This window comes from Brevibacterium sp. S111 (genome assembly GCF_004745075.1).
In the GTDB taxonomy this organism is placed as follows: Bacteria; Actinomycetota; Actinomycetes; order Actinomycetales; family Brevibacteriaceae; genus Brevibacterium.
Genome location: NZ_RHFH01000006.1, coordinates 128,566 through 146,545 on the forward strand (window position 1 = coordinate 128,566; position 17,980 = coordinate 146,545).

General features: G+C 65.9%; 16 protein-coding genes and 1 tRNA gene. 6 read left to right on the forward strand and 11 right to left on the reverse strand.

Going from position 1 to position 17,980, the window contains the following annotated elements:
• Positions 1-261: 261 nt before the first annotated feature.
• Positions 262-3,849, reverse strand: coding sequence for a chromosome segregation protein SMC (smc, locus tag EB836_RS08685; protein ID WP_135539463.1), 3,588 nt, complete (start codon positions 3,847-3,849; stop codon positions 262-264).
• Between the two features lie 86 nt (positions 3,850-3,935).
• Here smc and EB836_RS08690 point away from each other — a divergent pair.
• Positions 3,936-4,008 (forward strand) — tRNA-Asn (locus tag EB836_RS08690).
• Positions 4,009-4,542: 534 nt separating this feature from the next.
• On the forward strand, positions 4,543-5,025 hold the full coding sequence (locus EB836_RS08695) for a hypothetical protein (RefSeq protein WP_135539465.1): 483 nt from the start codon (positions 4,543-4,545) through the stop codon (positions 5,023-5,025).
• 89 nt (positions 5,026-5,114) lie between these two features.
• On the opposite strand, the gene mutM is transcribed toward EB836_RS08695, so the two are convergent.
• The 7 genes from mutM to EB836_RS08730 all read right to left on the reverse strand — a co-directional run bounded on the left by mutM (position 5,115) and on the right by EB836_RS08730 (position 10,272).
• Positions 5,115-6,134, reverse strand: coding sequence for a bifunctional DNA-formamidopyrimidine glycosylase/DNA-(apurinic or apyrimidinic site) lyase (gene mutM / locus EB836_RS08700; protein WP_135539467.1), 1,020 nt, complete (start codon positions 6,132-6,134; stop codon positions 5,115-5,117).
• 38 nt (positions 6,135-6,172) lie between these two features.
• Positions 6,173-6,877, reverse strand: coding sequence for a ribonuclease III (gene rnc / locus EB836_RS08705; protein ID WP_135539469.1), 705 nt, complete (start codon positions 6,875-6,877; stop codon positions 6,173-6,175).
• A gap of 4 nt (positions 6,878-6,881) precedes the next feature.
• On the reverse strand, positions 6,882-7,085 hold the full coding sequence (gene rpmF / locus EB836_RS08710) for a 50S ribosomal protein L32 (protein WP_025777330.1): 204 nt from the start codon (positions 7,083-7,085) through the stop codon (positions 6,882-6,884).
• A gap of 2 nt (positions 7,086-7,087) precedes the next feature.
• Positions 7,088-7,567 (reverse strand): YceD family protein, encoded by a 480-nt coding sequence (locus EB836_RS08715; protein ID WP_240689754.1) that lies wholly within the window; start codon positions 7,565-7,567, stop codon positions 7,088-7,090.
• A gap of 155 nt (positions 7,568-7,722) precedes the next feature.
• Positions 7,723-8,913: an MFS transporter gene (locus tag EB836_RS08720; protein ID WP_135539473.1), complete on the reverse strand. Its 1,191-nt coding sequence runs from the start codon at positions 8,911-8,913 to the stop codon at positions 7,723-7,725.
• 3 nt (positions 8,914-8,916) lie between these two features.
• A complete protein-coding gene (gene coaD / locus EB836_RS08725) occupies positions 8,917-9,447 on the reverse strand; it encodes a pantetheine-phosphate adenylyltransferase (RefSeq protein WP_135539475.1) in 531 nt (176 codons plus the stop codon).
• Positions 9,448-9,513: 66 nt separating this feature from the next.
• Entirely contained in the window at positions 9,514-10,272 is a 759-nt protein-coding gene (locus tag EB836_RS08730; protein WP_135539476.1) for a GntR family transcriptional regulator, read from the reverse strand.
• Between the two features lie 116 nt (positions 10,273-10,388).
• Here EB836_RS08730 and ehuB point away from each other — a divergent pair, with 116 nt between their 5' ends.
• The 4 genes from ehuB to ehuA are packed head-to-tail and all read left to right on the forward strand — an operon-like array spanning position 10,389 to position 13,570.
• Positions 10,389-11,267, forward strand: a complete 879-nt coding sequence (ehuB, locus tag EB836_RS08735) for an ectoine/hydroxyectoine ABC transporter substrate-binding protein EhuB (protein ID WP_135539478.1) — start codon at positions 10,389-10,391, stop codon at positions 11,265-11,267.
• A 23-nt stretch (positions 11,268-11,290) separates the two neighbouring features.
• Positions 11,291-12,121 (forward strand): ectoine/hydroxyectoine ABC transporter permease subunit EhuC, encoded by an 831-nt coding sequence (gene ehuC, locus EB836_RS08740; RefSeq protein WP_135539480.1) that lies wholly within the window; start codon positions 11,291-11,293, stop codon positions 12,119-12,121.
• A complete protein-coding gene (gene ehuD, locus EB836_RS08745) occupies positions 12,118-12,777 on the forward strand; it encodes an ectoine/hydroxyectoine ABC transporter permease subunit EhuD (RefSeq protein ID WP_135539482.1) in 660 nt (219 codons plus the stop codon). Before ehuC ends, ehuD begins: the two co-directional genes overlap by 4 nt.
• On the forward strand, positions 12,764-13,570 hold the full coding sequence (gene ehuA, locus EB836_RS08750; RefSeq protein ID WP_135539484.1) for an ectoine/hydroxyectoine ABC transporter ATP-binding protein EhuA: 807 nt from the start codon (positions 12,764-12,766) through the stop codon (positions 13,568-13,570). The genes ehuD and ehuA overlap by 14 nt, the downstream gene beginning before the upstream one ends.
• 35 nt (positions 13,571-13,605) lie before the next feature.
• Here the strand turns inward: ehuA and rsmD are convergent, their stop codons facing one another.
• Genes rsmD through EB836_RS08765 form a run of 3 tightly spaced genes read right to left on the reverse strand, consistent with a single transcriptional unit; the run spans position 13,606 to position 17,979 of the window.
• The gene (gene rsmD / locus EB836_RS08755) at positions 13,606-14,193 is read right to left on the reverse strand and encodes a 16S rRNA (guanine(966)-N(2))-methyltransferase RsmD (RefSeq protein WP_135539486.1); all 588 of its coding nucleotides are present in this window, start codon (positions 14,191-14,193) and stop codon (positions 13,606-13,608) included.
• A 10-nt stretch (positions 14,194-14,203) separates the two neighbouring features.
• Positions 14,204-16,351 (reverse strand): ATP-dependent DNA helicase RecG, encoded by a 2,148-nt coding sequence (locus tag EB836_RS08760; protein ID WP_135539488.1) that lies wholly within the window; start codon positions 16,349-16,351, stop codon positions 14,204-14,206.
• The gene (locus tag EB836_RS08765; RefSeq protein WP_135539490.1) at positions 16,348-17,979 is read right to left on the reverse strand and encodes a DAK2 domain-containing protein; all 1,632 of its coding nucleotides are present in this window, start codon (positions 17,977-17,979) and stop codon (positions 16,348-16,350) included. The genes EB836_RS08760 and EB836_RS08765 overlap by 4 nt, the downstream gene beginning before the upstream one ends.
• Between the last annotated feature and the right edge of the window lies 1 nt (position 17,980).

The window sequence follows — 17,980 nt, forward strand, 5'->3', positions numbered from 1 at the left end:
CTCCTCACATTCTTCGAATACCTGGGTCTCGGCCCAAGTCTATAGTCCCGGGCGACGACAATCGTATTACAGGGCCGCATGGCAGTTGGAGAATTCCCTGGGACTGTCCTGGGCGTCCGTGCCGAATCGCCTCATCGGCCCGGGCCCGAACCTCCACATCGCCCCCTCAGGCGCCCCCGCCGCCGCCTCGGGCGCGCCCGCCGCCGCGCTCGTGGCCGCGCTCGTGGCCGCGGGCAGTCATTCGACATTGACAAGCTGGGCTCACGGAATGCGCTGCGATATGACTTTCGACACCCCATCGCCGTGCATCGTCACCCCGTAGAGCGCATCGGCGATCTCCATCGTCCGTTTCTGGTGGGTGATGACGATGAGCTGCGAGGAGTCCTGCAGCTCCTCGAACACCGTGAGCAGACGCGAGAGGTTGAGGTCGTCAAGAGCGGCTTCGACCTCGTCCATGACGTAGAAGGGACTCGGTCGGGCCTTGAAGATCGCCACGAGCATCGCCACGGCGACCAGCGAGCGTTCACCGCCGGAGAGCAGGGAGAGCCGTTTGACCTTCTTGCCGGCCGGCCGGGCGTGGACGTCGACGCCGGTGGTGAGCATATCGTCGGGGTCGGTCAGGCTCAGCGCACCTTCACCGCCGGGGAAGAGTCGGGAGAAGATGTCCTCGAATTCCCGTGCCGTGTCCGCATAGGCGTCCGCGAAGACGCGTTCGACGTGCCGGTCGACCTCCTCGACGAGCTGCATGAGGTCCTTGCGGGAGGTTTCGATGTCGGCGATCTGCTTCTCGAGGAACTGATGCCGTTCCTTCAGCGCCTCATACTCCTCGAGCGCGAGCGGATTGACCGTGCCGATGCGCTTGAGCGAGGCAGACGCCTGCTTCTGTCGCTTCTCGACTTCGGCACGCACGTACGGCGTGTCCTCCACACCCTCCTCGAACGAGGGCACGGGCAGGTGGGGGCCGAATTCGTCGATGAGCCGATCGATGCCCAGCCCCGTCTCCTCTTGCGCCCGGTGGGCGATCTCCTCGAGTTTCAGTCGATACCGTTCCTTGGCCAGCTCCGCCTCGGCGGCGGCGTCCTTGAGCTTCTGCAGCTGAGTTCGAGTGGCAGCCAATTCCTCGCCGAGGCGGCCCTTCTCCTCGCGCAGACCGCCGCGTTCGTCGACGAGGACCTGGATCGCCTCGCCGAGTTCGACGACCGTCGACTGTGCCAGTTCCGCGGCGTCGGCCGCGGTTTCAGCGATGAGTTTCGCCGAGTCGGCCGCGCGCTTCTTCTTCGCAATCGTGCGCTGGTTCTGCTCCCGCGCCGCCTCTTCGGCCTTCGCCGCCCGCAGCAGAGAGTCGACCCGGTCGCTGAGGAACCGTGCCCGGTCCGTGGCCGAACGGTGGCTGATGCGTGCCTCGACGAGGTCTTCGGACGACTGGGAGACCTGCGCGCTCAGTTCGTCCCGGCGGGAGGTGTCGACGACTTCGACGACCTCGGCGGTTCCGGCCAGCGCCGCCTGCGCGGTCTCGACCTCGCGCTGGGCGGCATCGAGGCGGGACTTCAGCTCCGTTTCGTTCTCTTCGGCACGCTGCAGGCGGGTGCGGGCAACACCGATCTCGCCAGTGATGCGCGAGACCTCTTCGGCTGCGGCCATGATCTTCGCGTCCGAGGAGTGGAGCGCATCGAGTGCCGCCGCCGCTTCCTCGCGGGCTCTGCTCAGGCGCGGTTCGAGGTCGGCGAGCGCAGTCTTGAGCGTCTCCGCCCGATCCTCGAGTTCGGTGATCGTCGCATGGGTGTCGTCGAGTGCGGTCTGAGAGGCCAACCGGGTGCCCGAGGCCGTGCGCGCCCGGCTGATGCGGGTGGCCGAGAGCACCTCCCCGTCGACGGTGACCGCGGTGAGTTCGGGACGGGCTTTGGTCAGAGCGACGCCGGCACGAGCGTCGGGGACGCAGACGACTGCGTGCAGGGCGGCCGCGAGCAGGGTCCGCAGCTCGGGGACATCGCTGGTGACGAGTTCGCTCAGCCATTGCAGCTTCCCCGCCCCGGCAGCTGGCTCCCCCGCCTCGGTGCCGGAGAGCCCCGCCAGCTCGGGCAGCGGGGCGAGCTCCGTCCGCCCCGTTCCGTTGCCGCCCTTGCCGGCGACCGCCTCGGCGCCGGTCGGGATCGTCAGGGACACGTTCGTGTCCTCGCCGAGGTGGTCGAGGACTCCCAGCGCCGACTGGCCATCGTCGACGATGACGCCGGACACCGTGGTCGACAGGGCCGCGGCCACCGCCATCTCGAAGCCGGTCGTCACACTCAGGTGTTCGGTCACGGCGGTGCCGACTCCGGGCAGTTCGGCGTTGATGATGTCTTCGAGGTCGGCCTCGAGCGCGGTGCCCAGTGCCAGGGCTTCGGCCCGGGCTCTGGCCGAGGACAGCTCGGAGGCGACCTGCGACTGCTTCTCCTGCAGCTCGGCGCGTTCGGCCTCACACTTCTCCTGGGCCTCCAGCGCCGTCTCATAAGCGGAGTCGAGTTCGGTCTCCCCTGCTTCGACGTCTTCAACCCCGGTCTCTGCGGTCTCGAGTTCGGCGCTGCGTTCGGCGATGCGAGCGGTGACGGTGTTGATTTCGGACCGGTTGGCGGCGATGCGCGACTGCAGGTCCGCGATGCGCTCCTCGGCCTGGGTCTGCTTCGACTGCAGAGCCGACCGGTTCTTCACTGCTTCGGTGATGGCGATCTGTGCTGCCTTGACTTCGTCTTCGGCGGTGCGCAGGTCCCGGGTGAGTTCTTCCTTGCGTTTCTGGCTGGCCTCGAGCGCTGAGTTCGTCTCGGTGACGGCCGCCTCGGCCTCGGTGAGTTCGTCCTTGAAGCGGGCGGCTTGGGCACGCAGCTCATCGGGAGACTTGGATTCGCGGCGGCCCAGGCTCGCGACCTCCGAGAGCAGGTGGGAGCGCTTGTCTTCGGCCCGCTGGCTCAGGCCCTGGGCACGGACGATCTGCGTCTGAGTCTTCGATTCGGCGGTCCGCTTCGCCTCGAGTTCGGTGTCGAGTCCCGACAGGCGGGTTTCGACCTCACCCAGTCGCGCCTCGGTGCTGGTGCGGAGCCGGTCGAGTTCGTCGATGCGGTCGCTGTGGTCCTCGCCCCCGCTCGTCGTCGCCAGCGAGGACTGCATCCGCACCGCATCGTCGGCGAGGAGTCGGGCGGTGGTGTCTCGCAGTGTGGCTTGGACGGTGGCGGCCTTCGCCGCGGCTTCGGCCTGTCGGCCCAGGGGCCCGAGCTGCCGGTTGAGTTCGGTGCGCAGATCGGTGAGCCTGTCGAGGTTCGTCTGCAGTCCGGTGAGTTTGCGGACCGCTTTGTCTTTGCGGCGACGGTGTTTGAGCACACCGGCGGCCTCTTCGATGAAGCTGCGTCGCTCCAGCGGGTCGGCGTGGAGGATCGCGTCGAGGCGGCCCTGACCGACGATGACGTGCATCTCCTTGCCCAGGCCGGAGTCGTTGAGCAGCTCTTGGATGTCGAGGAGCCTGGCCGGGGCCCCGTTGACGGCGTATTCGGACCCGCCGGTGCGGAAGAGGGTCCGCGAGATCGTCACCTCGGTGTAGTCGACAGGGATGGCTCCGTCGGTGTTGTCGATCGTCAGAGTCACCTCGGCGCGCCCCAGGGCCTGGCGTTTCGAGGTTCCGGCGAAGATGACGTCGTCCATCTTTCCGCCGCGCAGATTCTTCGCACCCTGCTCGCCCATCACCCAGGACAGGGCGTCGACGACATTGGATTTGCCTGAACCGTTGGGACCGACGACGCAGGTGATGCCCGGCTCGAATCTGAGAGTCGTCGCCGAGGCAAAGGACTTGAATCCCCGCAGTGTCAGGCTTTTGAGATGCATATTGGAAACCAGCATATCCGGGCGGGCCACGAGATTCGGAATCTTTTGGTAAAGTGTCTCCTCGTGCGCAGGCAACTGCGCCGTTTTCCTCCGTAGCTCAGTTGGCAGAGCATTCGACTGTTAATCGAAGGGTCGCTGGTTCGAGCCCAGCCGGGGGAGCTGGTGGGGGCCCTGTCGTGCGCGACGGGGCCCTTGACCATTCACCGCCCGCCGACGGCAGGTGGTGTTGCACAGCGAATGCGACCGATGACGGTCCGAGAAGACGGACATCCGGCCATCTTCGCCCATTGCCCGCAGGCGGCTTCATTGCGCCCGCGACGATCATGGGGGTGAGCCGATCGGGTGCATTCTGCTCGGTTCGCATCGGCCGCCAGTCCGAGCCCGTCTCCGAGCTTCAGCCGGGCATCCGGCACCGTTAGCGGCAATTCAGCGCGCCGCACCGGTGCATGCTGCCGCGAACGGTGTGATTCGCCGCGAACGGTGTTGGATGCGTTCGTACACAAGAGACGAAACAGCACCGGCGAGCAGAGCTTCTGCCCCGTCTCCCCGTGCCCGCTTCAAGGAGCGCTGCGGGACAGGTGTGGGATCATAGTGACGCTGAGACGCTGACGCGCACGGCGATCGCTGTTCTTGAGGGATCGGTTCGCGGGGAAGCCAGCTTGGTCGACACGAGGAAAGGCAGAGTCTGATCAGATGAACGCGGTCATCAGGCGCGAGGGGAAGATCTCATTCGTCATCGGCTGGATGCTCACCATCATGGCGGCTCTGGCTCTCATTGCGGTGATCCTCTTAGCCGTCCTCGGCGACACCATGTTCCTCATTTTCCTCTTCGGCCCCCTCCTCCTGCTCATCGGTGCCGGAGTGAACTTCTGGCTCGGCTCGCGGGCTCGGCTCGAAATCACTCCCGACGAGTTCATCTGGTGCGGGTTCGTCGGGCGGGCCAGGCGAATCTCGTGGCGAGAACTCGACAGGATCCTCATCCCGGCTCCCGGCTCCCGCCCCCGCCTCGTCGCGGCTGCACGACTGAAAAACGGAGCCGTCGTGGAGGTCGACGCCTTGTGGCTGTCACCGACGAACCCCGCGAACATGCTTTCGGCCCCGAACCACTCGCAGGCGCAGCGAACTCTCATCGACGGTCATCGCGCTTTCCTCGCCGGGGCTGCCGGACGTCGCTGATTCCACTCCCCGTAACCGGCACCCCTCACCCGCTCGGACGGTCGGCAGCTCGGCCGAGCCCACGTTCGCCGAGGTGATCGGCCCGGGGACTACCGGTACCGTGGGGGTTTCTGGCACTCCGGGCAGAAGTGAGTGCCGCGGCCGCCGACGGTGATCCTCGCGATCTCGGTCCCGCAGCGCACGCATTCCTGTCCTCCGCGCCCGTAGACGAGCAGCGCCCGGTCGAAGTATCCGGATTCGCCGTTGACGTTGACGTAGAGGGCATCGAAACTCGTCCCGCCCACGGCCAAGGCATCGGTCATCACCTTCGTCGCGGATTCGAGGACCGCAACGAGGCGGCTCTTCCGCGTGCGCGCAGGGACAGCAGAAGGATGGACTCCCGCCCGGAACAGCGCCTCATCGGCGTAGATGTTGCCGATGCCGCTGACTAAAGTCTGGTCGAGCAGCGCCGCTTTGATCGCCGTGCGCTTCTTCGCCAGAGCTTCCACGACCCGTTCGGGGTCGAATGCGGGTTCGAGTGGGTCTGCGGCGATGTGGATCGCCGAGGCGGGCACGAGCCGCCCATACCCGTGCACGAGCGGTTGGACGCCGATATGACCGAAGATCCGTTGGTCGACGAAGCGCAGTTCGCGACCCACTCCGGCGACGCCTCCCCCACCGTTGGCTGCCCCACCGTTGGTTGCCCCATCGCCTGCTCGGCCACCGAGCTCACTGTCGCTGCCGCCGAGGCGCAGGATCGCTCGCGTGTGCCGGTGCAGTTCGTCATTCGGATCGTGGATGCGCAGCTGCCCGCTCATCCCGAGATGGACGAGAATGCCCAACTCGGGCGTCTCTCCGAGCATCGTATTCTGCCGATCGGCCGGGCCCGGCTGTGGCCGGCTGCCCTCCCCCAGGCTCAGCCACATGAACTTCCCGCGCCGTTCGGCACCGAGGATGTGCGCACCGTTGACGGCGGTGACGAAGCCGTCGATCGCGGACGGGTCGATGCGGCGCTGGGAGGTCGTGCCGAGTATTCGGGGGTCGATCACCTCGGCGCCGGTGATCGTCGTCCCCGTCGTCCATTCGTCGACGCCGCGGCGGACGCTTTCGACCTCGGGAAGCTCAGGCATGGGAACACCGTCCTGTCACACGCGGACCCACAGATCGCTCAGCGACGGTAGTCCGGGTAGACGGTGCGGATGGCTTTGACGGCGACCTCGGCGGCGGCGGCTTCGGCGGCCTTCTTCGACGAGCCGTCCCCGCTGCCCCAGCCGTTGTCGCCGAGCATCGCGGTGGCGGTGAACACCATAGCGTGGTCGGGCCCGGACGAGGTGATCTCGTAGCTCACGGCCCCGAGGCTGAGGTCGGCCGCAGCCTCCTGCAGCGTGGTCTTGTAGTCCATTCCGGCGCCGAGGTTGACCGCGTCGTCGAGCATGCCGTCGATGAGGCGATGGACGAAGGCGAAGGCGACGTCGCGTCCCCGAGAGACGAAGACGGCGCCGATGAGAGCCTCGACGGTGTCGGCGAGGATCGAATCCTTGTTGCGGCCGCCGGTCAGCTCCTCACCCTTGCCGAGCAGAATGTGCTCGCCGATCCCATGCCTGCGGGCGATCGCGGCCAGGGCTCGAGTGTTGACCACGGCCGACCGCATTTTGGCCAGCTGGCCTTCGGGCAGGTCCGGGTTGTCGTAGTAGAGCGATTCGGTGGCCACGAGGCCGAGCACGGAATCGCCGAGGAACTCGAGGCGCTCATTGGTGGGGATTCCGCCGGCCTCGAAGGCATAAGAACGATGCGTGAGCGCGAGACGAAAAGTCTCGGGATCAATATCGATCCCGAGACTCTTCTTCAGTGCTGCTGTGGTGTCAGTGTCCACAGTCTCAGACGTCAGCGACCTTGCGGCCCTTGTACTCGAGGTACAGCGGGGTGCCGGCTGCGTCTTCGACGACTTTGGCCTGGTGGGGGCGCGAGTACACAACGCGACCGTTCTCCACAGTCTTGACCAGGTTCGGAGCCTTGGCCTTCCACTGCGAACGACGGTGGCGGGTGTTGCTGCGCGACAATTTACGCTTCGGAACAGCCACGTCTAGCTCTCTTTCTTCTCATCCAACAGATTCTTCAATGATGCGAACGGCGATTCGGATTCGTCCGGTTCCACCTCGAGGTCCTCCCCCAGGGTGTAGCTGAACTCCTCGCTCTCATCCTGTGAAGGATTGAACGGCAGAGCCATCACCACGGCGTCTCTGATCGCGGGCTCGAGGTCGAGCTGATCCCGGTCGATGACGTAGGAGTCCTCGTCGCCTTCGGCCTGCTCATAGACGTACATCTCCTGGATGTCGACATCTATCGGCAGCTCGATGGGCTCGAGTGTCCTCGCGTCCTCGCCGCGGGCCGTCGCCGAGACTGTGCCCGACACGTAGATCCCCTCCGACACGCTCTCGAACATCAGCTCGAGCGCCAGTGGTGAACCTTGACCAACCCCGATCACTTCGATCTTGAGATCCGCTGGAGCAGACAAGGTGGTGTTCACCCGTTCCCACTCACCCGGATTGCCGAGCAGACCCATCGATCTGAGATCGAAGACGAATTCAGATCGCTGCTTCATGCCGTCCTCCCGGTGGTTTGAGGATGTCGCTCCTGCGTTCACACGCGACTCACCATTCTAATCATCATCGGCGGTCATTACCAATCGCCCCGATCGACCGCCGCAGGTGTTCCTCATCACCATCGCTCGTGTTCGTTGCGCCAGGTCACTCCCCCGGCAACGAGGAGCAGCGCGCCGGCGATCATGAACACGGCCCCGGAACCGGCGATGACCGTCAGCGCCGAGGCGGCCGAGGGGATCGCGACCTGGCTGAGTCGATTGCCCGCCAAACGGATGGACAGCACCGCGGCCCGATTCTTCGCATCGGCCAGGGTCGAGACCCAGGTCATCGTCAGCGGCTGGGTGAGTCCGAAGCAGAATCCGGCGAGGGCGAGCAGGAGTCCGAGCGTCCACGGCTGACTGAGCACGGGGATGAGCGCGACACAGACACCGGCCGTCGCCGAGGCGGTCCACAGCAGGGACAGGTTGCGCCACCTGGTCGTGAGCATCCCGATGAACAGGCGCGAGATCACCGAGGCGAGCGTTCGCAGCGCCAGCAGCCAGGTCACCAGCGTCACGGACAGTCCGTTCTCCTGTCCGATGAGCGGCAGGTACGCCGTCATCAGGTCGACGGCGGCGAGCGTGGCCATGGAAGCGAAGATCGCGGGTTTCATTCCCCGGGTCGACAGGAGCGTCCACGGTGCGATGGCGCCTTCGGCCGCCTCGGCGCGGGAGACGTGCGGGGTGCGCCCGCGGAGCATGACGACGACAGCGGCGATGAGGGTCAGCGCCGACAGCGCGGTCATGAACCACAGCGCATTGGTGATCGCGGCGTCACCCGAGGTGGCGTCGGCGATCATGCCGGCCACGGGCAGTCCGATGGTCTGGCCCATGGACACCCCGAGGGTGAGGTGGCCGAACTTCGCGGTCATCCGGTCGGCGGGGAAGCTCTGCGGAATGAGCGCTTGGGAGGCCACGGTCGTCAGCAGCTGCCCGACGCCCAAGCTCATCGTGGCGATGAGGAGTACGCCGAGGTTGGGTGCGACGGCCGCGAGCGCGACGGGCAGGATCGACAGGATGGTGCCGACCCACAGCACCGCGGTGGCGTACCCCCGATCGACGAGCCGGCCGACGAAGAGGGCCGTGAGCAGCGGAACGAGGGAGTAGACGGCGGTCATGAGACCGAGGACGACCCCCGATCCGCCGAGCTCGAGGGTCCGGTAGGAGATGAGCACGCGCACGCCGTTGTACGTCGCGTGTGCGATGACGGTGTGGGTGACGAGGCCCGGGAACCAGGCCCTGTTGGCAGGTGTTGCGGCCGCGCTCATCCCTCAGTCGGCGCTGTCGTTGCCGGAGCCGTCATCACCGGCACCGGTGTCATGACCGTGCAGAGCTTCCAGCACCGAGGCGGGGACGAGCCCGTGGATGTCCCCGCCGTTCGCGTGGACTTCCTTGATGAGAGACGAGGAGACGTGTTCGAACCGCGGATTGCCGGGGACGAAGATCGTTTCGAGCTCGGTGAGGTGTTTGTTCATCAGCGCCATCGGCAGTTCGTAGGCGAAGTCCGTGCCCGAACGCAGCCCCTTGACGACGGCGGGTGCACCGATGCTCGTGCAGTAGTCGACGAGGAGGCCGCCGGAGACGATGTCGATGCTCACGTTCTCGGCGCTCCGGGTTCGCTCATCGTCATCGAGCGAGCGGCGGATGAGGTCCGCGCGGACTTCCGGGGCGAAACGACCGGACTTCGAGGGGTTGTGCACGACGGCCACGACCACTTCCTCGAACAGGCGTGCGCTGCGGGCGATGATATCGAGATGACCCATGGTGATCGGATCATAGGAACCGGGACAGACGACCTTCATGCCCTCATCGTATCGGCTGGCGGTCGCCTGCGGTGCCGACCCCGGGTCGCGGACGCCCCACCGTGCTCACTGCGCTCTCTCCCGCAGCCGCGACCATTGGTCATCGGCGGCGGCACCGTCGTCGAGGGCCTTGACGACCTGCGCGTCGACTCCGGCGTCGGGCCCGTGCAGTCGGGAAGCCGCTTCGGCCATGATCCGGGCAAGGACCCCAAGGGATTGTGATTCGCGGCCGGCGGTGACCGCCTCGGCGAGTTCGCGGTGGCTGTCGAGGACGTCGCAGCGAACCTCGTAGCCGCGTCGGTCCGAAAGAGACAGCAGACGGGTGTGGACCATCGAGACCTTCATCAGGTCTGTCAGCCGGGCCGAACCGGAACAGGCGACGAGCGCATGATGGAACGACAGGTCGGCATCGCCGATGGTGCGCGCAGCATTGTCTTCGATCGCCCGCTCCAGCTCCCTGAGCGCGCGGGTGATCCGGGCGGTGGCGCGCTCCCGCCGGATGATGAGCTTGATCGCCTGCGATTCGATGGCTTCCCGGACGGCATAGACGTCGTCGATGTCGGTCACCCGCATCTTCTTGACATGGACTCCCCGCCCCGGCGCATGCGTCATCACGCCTTCGCTGATGAGCCGCTGCAGCGCTTCCCGCAGGGACGGCCGCGACACCTCGAGGAGTTCGGCGGTGCGCACTTCGTTGATCGACTGCCCGGGTTCGAGCGATCCGTTGTAGATGGCATTGCGCAGCTGGTCGGCGATGAGGTCGCTCGTCGAGGAACGGACCACTTTGCGCAGGACCGGCAGCTCGGAGGCGGGAGGATTCGTCACGGTTACGATCATATAACTTTGTCTGACAGTGTGACATTCGGACAACATAAGTATTGAATACTGTCCAGGAGACGCACGTCACGACGATGTGTCGACGTTCAAGGAAGGAACAGCACATGAAACTCAAAGGACTGGCCGCCGCGACATCGATTCTCGCGCTGACGCTCACCCTCGGTGCCTGCGGAGGAAGCGACTCGGACAAGTCGACTCTGCAGAAGGCCATCGACGACGGAAAGATCACCGTCGGCTTCGCCGGCGAAGCCCCGTACAGCTTCGAAAAGGGCGGAGAGCTCCAGGGAGCGTCCGTCGCCATAGCGAAGGCCGTGTTCAAGGAGCTCGGCGTCGACGACGTCGAAGGCGTCAACACCGAATTCGGCTCCCTCATCCCCGGCCTCAACGCCGAACGCTTCGACGCGATCTCAGCCGGCATGTCGATCCTGCCCGACCGCTGCAAACAGGCCTCCTTCGGCGATCCCGAATTCATGTACACCACCGCCCTGATGACGAAGAAGGGCAAGCAGGACGGCATGAAGAACCTCGACGACGTCAAGAAGAAGGGCGCCAAACTCGCGACGATGACCGGCGCCGTCGAATCAGATTATGCGAAGGACCTGGGCATCAAGACCCAAGAGGTCGGCACGCCCCAGGACGGCATGGACGCCGTGACGACCGGCCGCGCCGATGTCTTCGCCCTCACCGCCATCTCGCTCAACTGGATGGAGAAGAACACGAAGGACTCCGGCGTCGAAGTCAGCGACTCCTTCGTCCAGGTCATCGACGATGTTCCGCAGGTCGGTGCCGGTGCCACGGTCTTCCGCACCGATGACGATGAACTCCGAGACGAGTGGAACAAGGCTCTGGAGAACATCGTCTCCGATGAGAAGTCCTACCTCGACGTGGTCGGTGACTACGGATTCACGAAGGAAGAGCGTCCTGACGGTTCGATCACGACCGATCAGCTGTGCAAGGGCGACCTGCCCACCGCTGATTCCTGAGTCGTCCTTCGGCACTTGAGATCATGAACGACAATCTCGCAACGTTGCTGAGTTTCCTCCCACAGCTGTGGGAGGGAATTCAGACAACGATCATCCTCACGGTCGCGGGCTCGGTCGGCGCCATCATCATCGCGCTCGTCCTCGGCATCACGATGACCTCGCCGCACTGGTGGCTGCGCGCCCCTGCACGGATCATCGTCGAGTTCTTCCGCGGCACGTCTCTGCTCGTGCAGCTGTTCTGGCTGTTCTACGTCCTCCCGCTCCTCGGATTCGAACTCGACCCGCTGCTCTGCGGCATCGGGGCTCTCGCGCTCAACTACGGTGCCTATTCGGCCGAGGTCGTCCGCTCGTCGATCAAGACCGTGGCGCCTGGCCAGTGGGAGGCCGCGATCGCGCTCAGCCTCTCCCCCACCCGCCGGATGCTGCGTGTCATCTTCCCACAGGCCTGGGCTCTGATGATCCCCTCCTTGGCGACGCTGCTCATCCAGCTGCTCAAGGGCTCGGCGGTCGTCTTCTTCATCACGCTGTCCGATCTCACCGACAAGATCAATCAGCTGCGCCAGTCGACGGGCGATACATACTTCGCATTCTCCATCGGTCTCATCATCTACTTCATCCTCGCTTGGATGCTGCAGGAGTTCATGAACTTCCTCGAACGCAGGGCCACGGCCGCACTCGGCCGCCGACGCCCGAATTCGCGCACCGACCGTCGTGAGGCCCGACGCGCCGCCCGCGCGGACACCGTGCGCAAGGACCGCCTCGTCTCACACGGCGTCGCGGGTGAAGGCACAGACTCGGGACTCGGAACGGATCCGCTCAAACGTCCCTCTTCAGGCGAGGGAGGTGACCGGTGAACTGGAATTGGGAATTCGCCGCTGAAGCCCTGCCCATCCTGCTCCACGGTTTCGTCAACACTCTCATCGCCACGGTCATCGGCACTGTCATCGCCGCGATCCTCGGCCTCATCCTCGCCGTGGCCATCCGCGGACTGCCGCGGTGGATCAACTGGCTCGTGCGACTGCTCGTGGCATTCATCCGCAACACTCCACTGGTCGTTCAGTTGATGTTCGTCTACTTCGCCTTCTCCGGCATCCCCGGACTCGTGGACGTCCCTGCACTCGTCATCGGCTTCATCGTCATCGGCGTCCACTACTCGACGTACATGTCCGAAAGCTATCGTGCCGGCATTGACTCTGTGCCTCCCGGTCAACACGAGGCGGCGACAGCCCTGTCGCTTCCGCCCGTGCGGAAGTTCACGGCCATCATCCTGCCGCAGGCGCTGCGTGCGACCATCCCGTCATTGGGCAACTACGCGGTCGCGATGTTCAAGGACACGCCTTTCCTGTTCGCGATCTCCGTCGTCGAGCTCGTCACTGCGGCCAAGCAGTTCGGCGGGTCGACGTTCGCCTACACGGAAGCCTTCACCTTGGCCGGCATCATCTTCCTCGCCGCCAGCTACCCGACCTCACTGCTCATTCAGAGATTGGACAAGCGCCTTGCCACCTACTGAGAACACCCCAGCCAATCCTTCCGCTTCGGCGACCCCCGCGATCGAGTTCACCGATGTCGAGAAGAGCTTCGGTCCGACGACTGTGCTCAAAGACCTCAATTTCTCTGTCGCTCCCGGCGAACGCGTCACTCTCATCGGCCCCAGCGGTTCGGGCAAGACGACGATCCTGCGCCTGGTGATGACGCTCGAGGAGCTCACCGGCGGCTACATCTTCGTCGACGGCAAACCGCTGACCTTCGAAGAGCGCGACGGCAAGCGAGTCGAGCTGCCGAAGAAGCGCACGCGGGAGATGACCACGCGCATCGGCATGGTCTTCCAGCAGTTCAACCTGTTCCCGAATATGACCGTGCTCGAGAACATCATCGAGGCCCCTGTCCATGTGCTCGGCAAGTCCAAGAGCGAAGCGAGCAAGGAAGCCAAGGAGCTGCTCGAACGCGTCGGGCTGGCCGAGAAGGCCGATGAGCACCCGACCCGGCTCTCCGGCGGTCAGCAGCAGCGTGTGGCGATCGCCCGTGCGCTGGCGATGAGCCCGGAGATCCTCCTCCTCGACGAGGTGACCTCGGCGCTCGACCCGGAGCTCGTCGGCGACGTGCTGGGAGTGCTCCGCGACATCGCCGAGACCACGGACATCACGATGCTGCTTGTCACGCATGAGATGCAGTTCGCCCGCGACGTCTCCCACCGGGTGATGATGTTCGACGGCGGTCAGGTCCTCGAGCAGGGGCCGCCGGATCAGATCTTCAACAACCCGCAGCACGATCGCACGCGGTCGTTCCTCTCCAGCGTGCTCTGATCTCGCTTCCGAAGCGTCAGCACCGCGTCGGGGAGTCAGGCCTCGCCCGGCTCCCCGACGAGCTGGACGAAATGGACCGCGGTCTCACCGAAGGTCTTCGACCGGAAGACTTCCAGCCCGTCGGGCATCGTCGGCTCGGGTGAGCGTGCGGCGCGTTCGACGACGACGATCGACTCGAGATCCAGGTGCGCGGTCAGCCGTCCGAGGATCTGTGTGACCGCGTCTTCGCTGAGCGGATACGGCGGGTCCATGAACACGAGGTCGAACGTCCGCGCTTCCGGGGCGTCCGTCACCGGCAGTCCCGCCAGGAAGTGGAGGACGTCTCCGGCGTGCACCTCCGCGGAGTGTTCGATACCGAGCTTCTCGGCATTGGACTGCAGGGAGCGGATGGAAGTCAGCGACGAATCGACGAAGTCGACCTGCGCGGCGCCCCGCGACATCGCTTCGAATCCGAGGCCTCCGGATCCGGCGAAGAGGTCGAGGACGTTCGCGGCCTGCAGCACCCCATAGCCTTCGAGCATCGAGAACAGGGATTCCTTGACCCGATCGGCGGTGGGGCGCGTGTTCGCCCCGGACGGGGAGGACAAGCGGGCACCCTTGTGCGCTCCGGCGATGATTCTCATACCTGCCTCCTCAGCCTGCTTCGATGAAGTGTGCGTCGCCTTCGGGCAGCACCCGCCGGATGAAGGCCTTGAGCGCCGGTACCGCGTCGAGCTGCGGGTCGACGGCGACGATCTGCTCGGCGACTCTCCTGGCTTCAGCCACGATCTCGGAATCCCGGAGGATCGACAGGTGCCGCAGCGAGGATCCGCCCCATTGGGAGGCGCTGAGCACATCGCCTTCCCCGCGGGAATCCAGATCGTACTCGGCGAGGGCGAATCCGTCGAGCGTCTCGGCCACGGCCTGCAGCCGCGCGAAGCTCTCATCGGTCTCGCTCAGCTCGGTGAGCAGGAAGCACATGGCCGCACTGCCGTCACGTCCGACACGTCCGCGCAGCTGGTGGAGCTGGGCGACACCGAAGTTCTCCGCCTCGGCGATGACCATCATCGTCGCCCGTGACACGTCGACTCCGACCTCGATGACCGTCGTCGAGACGAGGATCTCGATGTCCCCGTCGGCGAAGTCCTTGAGCACCTTGTCCTTCTCACCGGTCGACATCCGCCCGTGCAGCAGCCCGAATCTCTTCCCCGACAGCTCCGGGGTGTCTTCGAGTTTGCGGCTGAGATCCTCGATGCCCTGCTTCTGTCCGATCACGGCACCGGTCTCCGGGTCCTCGATGTCCGTGGGTTCGATCCGAGGGAAGACGACGAAGACCCCGCGCCCCGATTCGACGGTCTCGCGCATGAGCGTCCGGACCCGTGCGAACCAGTTCGGCTGGTCGACGATCGGCACGACGTGGGTGGCGATGTTCTTCGGCCCGGCCGGCATCTCGGTCAGTGTCGAGATGTCGAGATCGGCGAAGACCGTCATCGCGACCGTGCGCGGGATCGGGGTCGCGGACATCACGAGCGTGTGCGGGGTGGACTCCCCGCCCTTGGCCCGCATCGCCTCACGCTGTTCGACACCGAAGCGGTGCTGTTCATCGACGACGATGAGCCCGAGGTTCTCGAAGATCGTCGATTCCGACAGCAGCGCATGCGTGCCGACGACGATGTCGATGTTCCCGGTGGCCAGGTCGAGGGCGAGTTCCCGCCGCTCCCGGGCCGGCATCGATCCGGTCATGAGCGCCACCGTCACCTGGTCGTCCTCGGACAGCAGGGGCGAGAGCCCCATCTGTTCGCCGAGGAAGTGCTGGATGGAGTGGAAATGCTGAGTCGCGAGGACCTCGGTGGGGGCGAGCATCGCGGCTTGGGCCCCGGAATCGACGGCAGTGAGCATCGCCCGCAGAGCCACGAGGGTCTTGCCGGAGCCGACATCTCCGTGGAGGAGTCGGTGCATCGGCTGCTCCCGGCCCATGTCCGCACCGATCTCCTCACCGACTCTGACCTGGGACGGGGTGAGCGTGAAGGGCAGCGAGGAGTCGAAGCGCCGGCTCTTCGGCCCCTCGGTCAGCAGCGGGGTGGCGTTCTCCTGCGCATAGGCGGCCTTGCGGGAGACGAATTCGGTCTGCAGGGCCAGCGCCTCTTCCCACTTCCACCGCTGGCGGGCCCTCTCGACGTCCTCGATCCGGCGCGGCTTGTGCATGTCCTCGAGCGCCGTACGCAGATCCGGCAGATCGTATTTCTCGCGCAGGCCCTTGGGCAGGGGGTCGGCGAACTCTTCGGGCCCGGCCACGCTGAGCAGAGTCTTGATCGCGCTCCACAGCCGCGACTGCGCGATCTTCTTGACCGCCGGGTAGATGGGAAACGGCGAGTTGAGATCCTCTGGCGTCCACTCGTGGTCGTCCTCGGTGCGGTTGAGCCACGCAGGGGAGGCCAGGGTGAGCTGCCCGCGGTAAGATTCGACCTTGCCGCCGAATACCACGGTCAGCCCCGGCGTCAGAGCCTTGTCCAACCAGTGCTGGTTGAAGAACGCGATCTTCATCGACTGTTCCCCGTCGTGGACGATGACCTCGGTGATCGTGCCGCGCCGCTGCTTCATCCGCCGTGTGCTCACGCTGATCACCTCGGCCTGGATGATCGCGGTCTCCCCCAGCGGCAGATCGCCCAACCGTGTGGACTCACCGGGGACGAGGTAGCGACGGGGGAAGAACCGGAACAGGTCGGCCACCGTGTGCACACCGCGTTTGGCCAGGTGCGTGCGGTCGGCCTTGCGGAAATTGTCTTCGAGCCGGGTCGTCATTCGACCCCCATGATGACGAGCACCCCGCGGTCGCGGGCGTCGAACTCCTGGAAGTGGACATTGTCGTGGGACTTCGCGATCCAGTCCCGCAGATGGTCGAGCACCTCGGGGACGCAGTCGGGTCCGTGGACGACGGTGAGCAGCTCTCCCCCGGCCCCGAGGAGCCGGTCGGCGAGTTTGACGACGAGCGTGCTCAGCTCCGTGCTCTGCGTCTTCGCCTTGCCTTCGATGTAGACCCGGTAGAACTGCGCCGGATGAGCCGCTGCTCCCAGCGCCGAGGCTGTTCCTGCGTCGTCGCCTTCGCGGACGATCGGCAGCACCCCGGTCGGCGGGTCCGTGGCGAGTTGATCGGCCGAGAAGATCGTCCCGACCCGGGTGCCGGCAGCGGCTTCGGTCATATCGGCGAAGATCTCCGCGGCCGGGGCGAAGGGATCGTAGACGGCCAGAGCCGAGAGCAGGGTGGCGGCGTTGCGTGAGCGCACGACCTGCGCCCGCCCGGCCCGTTCCGCATCCTTTCCCGTGACCGCGCGCAGCCCGGAGAGGGCCTTGAGCGCCGAAGTGGAGCTGGGCACGACGATCACCTCACGGTCTTCGGAGGCGATGAGTTCGGACATCGTCTCCGCGAGATCCCCGACCGACGAGGTCAGTGCCGTGGCCCCGTTGAGCGCAGCATGCATGAGCAGTCCCGTGCCCTGGACGAGGGCGACGAGCTTCGTCTCCCCCTCCTCCTCGTGCAGGCGCAGATCCTCCATGTCCAGGCGAGCGATCCCATAGCCGCCGAGGTGGTCGATGACCGTCGCGGCGACCGTTTCGTCGATGACGTGGACGTGGACCTTGTGCGCGGTGATGACGATCGAGGTCCCGCCGAGGCGGTCGAGCTCCTCAGCGAGCTCGGCGGCGGGGGCGGTCGCGAGGATCACGACGATCTCGAGCTCCTCGGCCGTGGCCTCGTGGATGATCTTCGGGGCGCGGGCCACCTCGGTGAGCATCGAATCCTGCGGGGTGCGTCCGGTGACGGTCGCGTAGAGGAGGTCGAAGAGTTCGACGATGCCGGTCGATCCCGCGTCGACGACTTCGGCTTCGCGCAGGACCGTGAGCTGACCGGTGGTCTCACGCAGGGCCGAACGCGAGCGTTCGCGCACGGCTTCGATGACTTCGAGCAGGTCACCACCGGTCTCGGCGCGTTCACGCGCCTCGGTGGCCATCGCGTCAAGGACCGTGAGCATGGTGCCGTCGACGGGCCGGGCGACGGCGGCGCGGGCCCGGTCGGATGCGGTCTCGAGGGCGGTGGCCATCGCGTCGGCGGTGGCGACGGTGACCTCGGCCAAGGCATCGGCGACGCCTTGGAGGGCGACGGCGAGGATGAGTCCGGAGTTGCCGCGTGCGCCTCGGCCGGCACCGGCGGCGAGTGCGGCCACGACCTGCGGGAGGGTGACGGGTCCGGTGAGTTCTTCGACGGCGAGGTAGGCCGAGCGCAGGGTGTGGTACATGTTCGTGCCGGTGTCGCCGTCGGGGACGGGGAAGACGTTGAGTTCGTCGATCTCGGTGCGTTCCTTGCGCAGCCGGTCGACCGCCCGACGGGCCCAACGGGCGGCCAGTCGACCGTTGAGGCTGATGGCGTTGCTCATG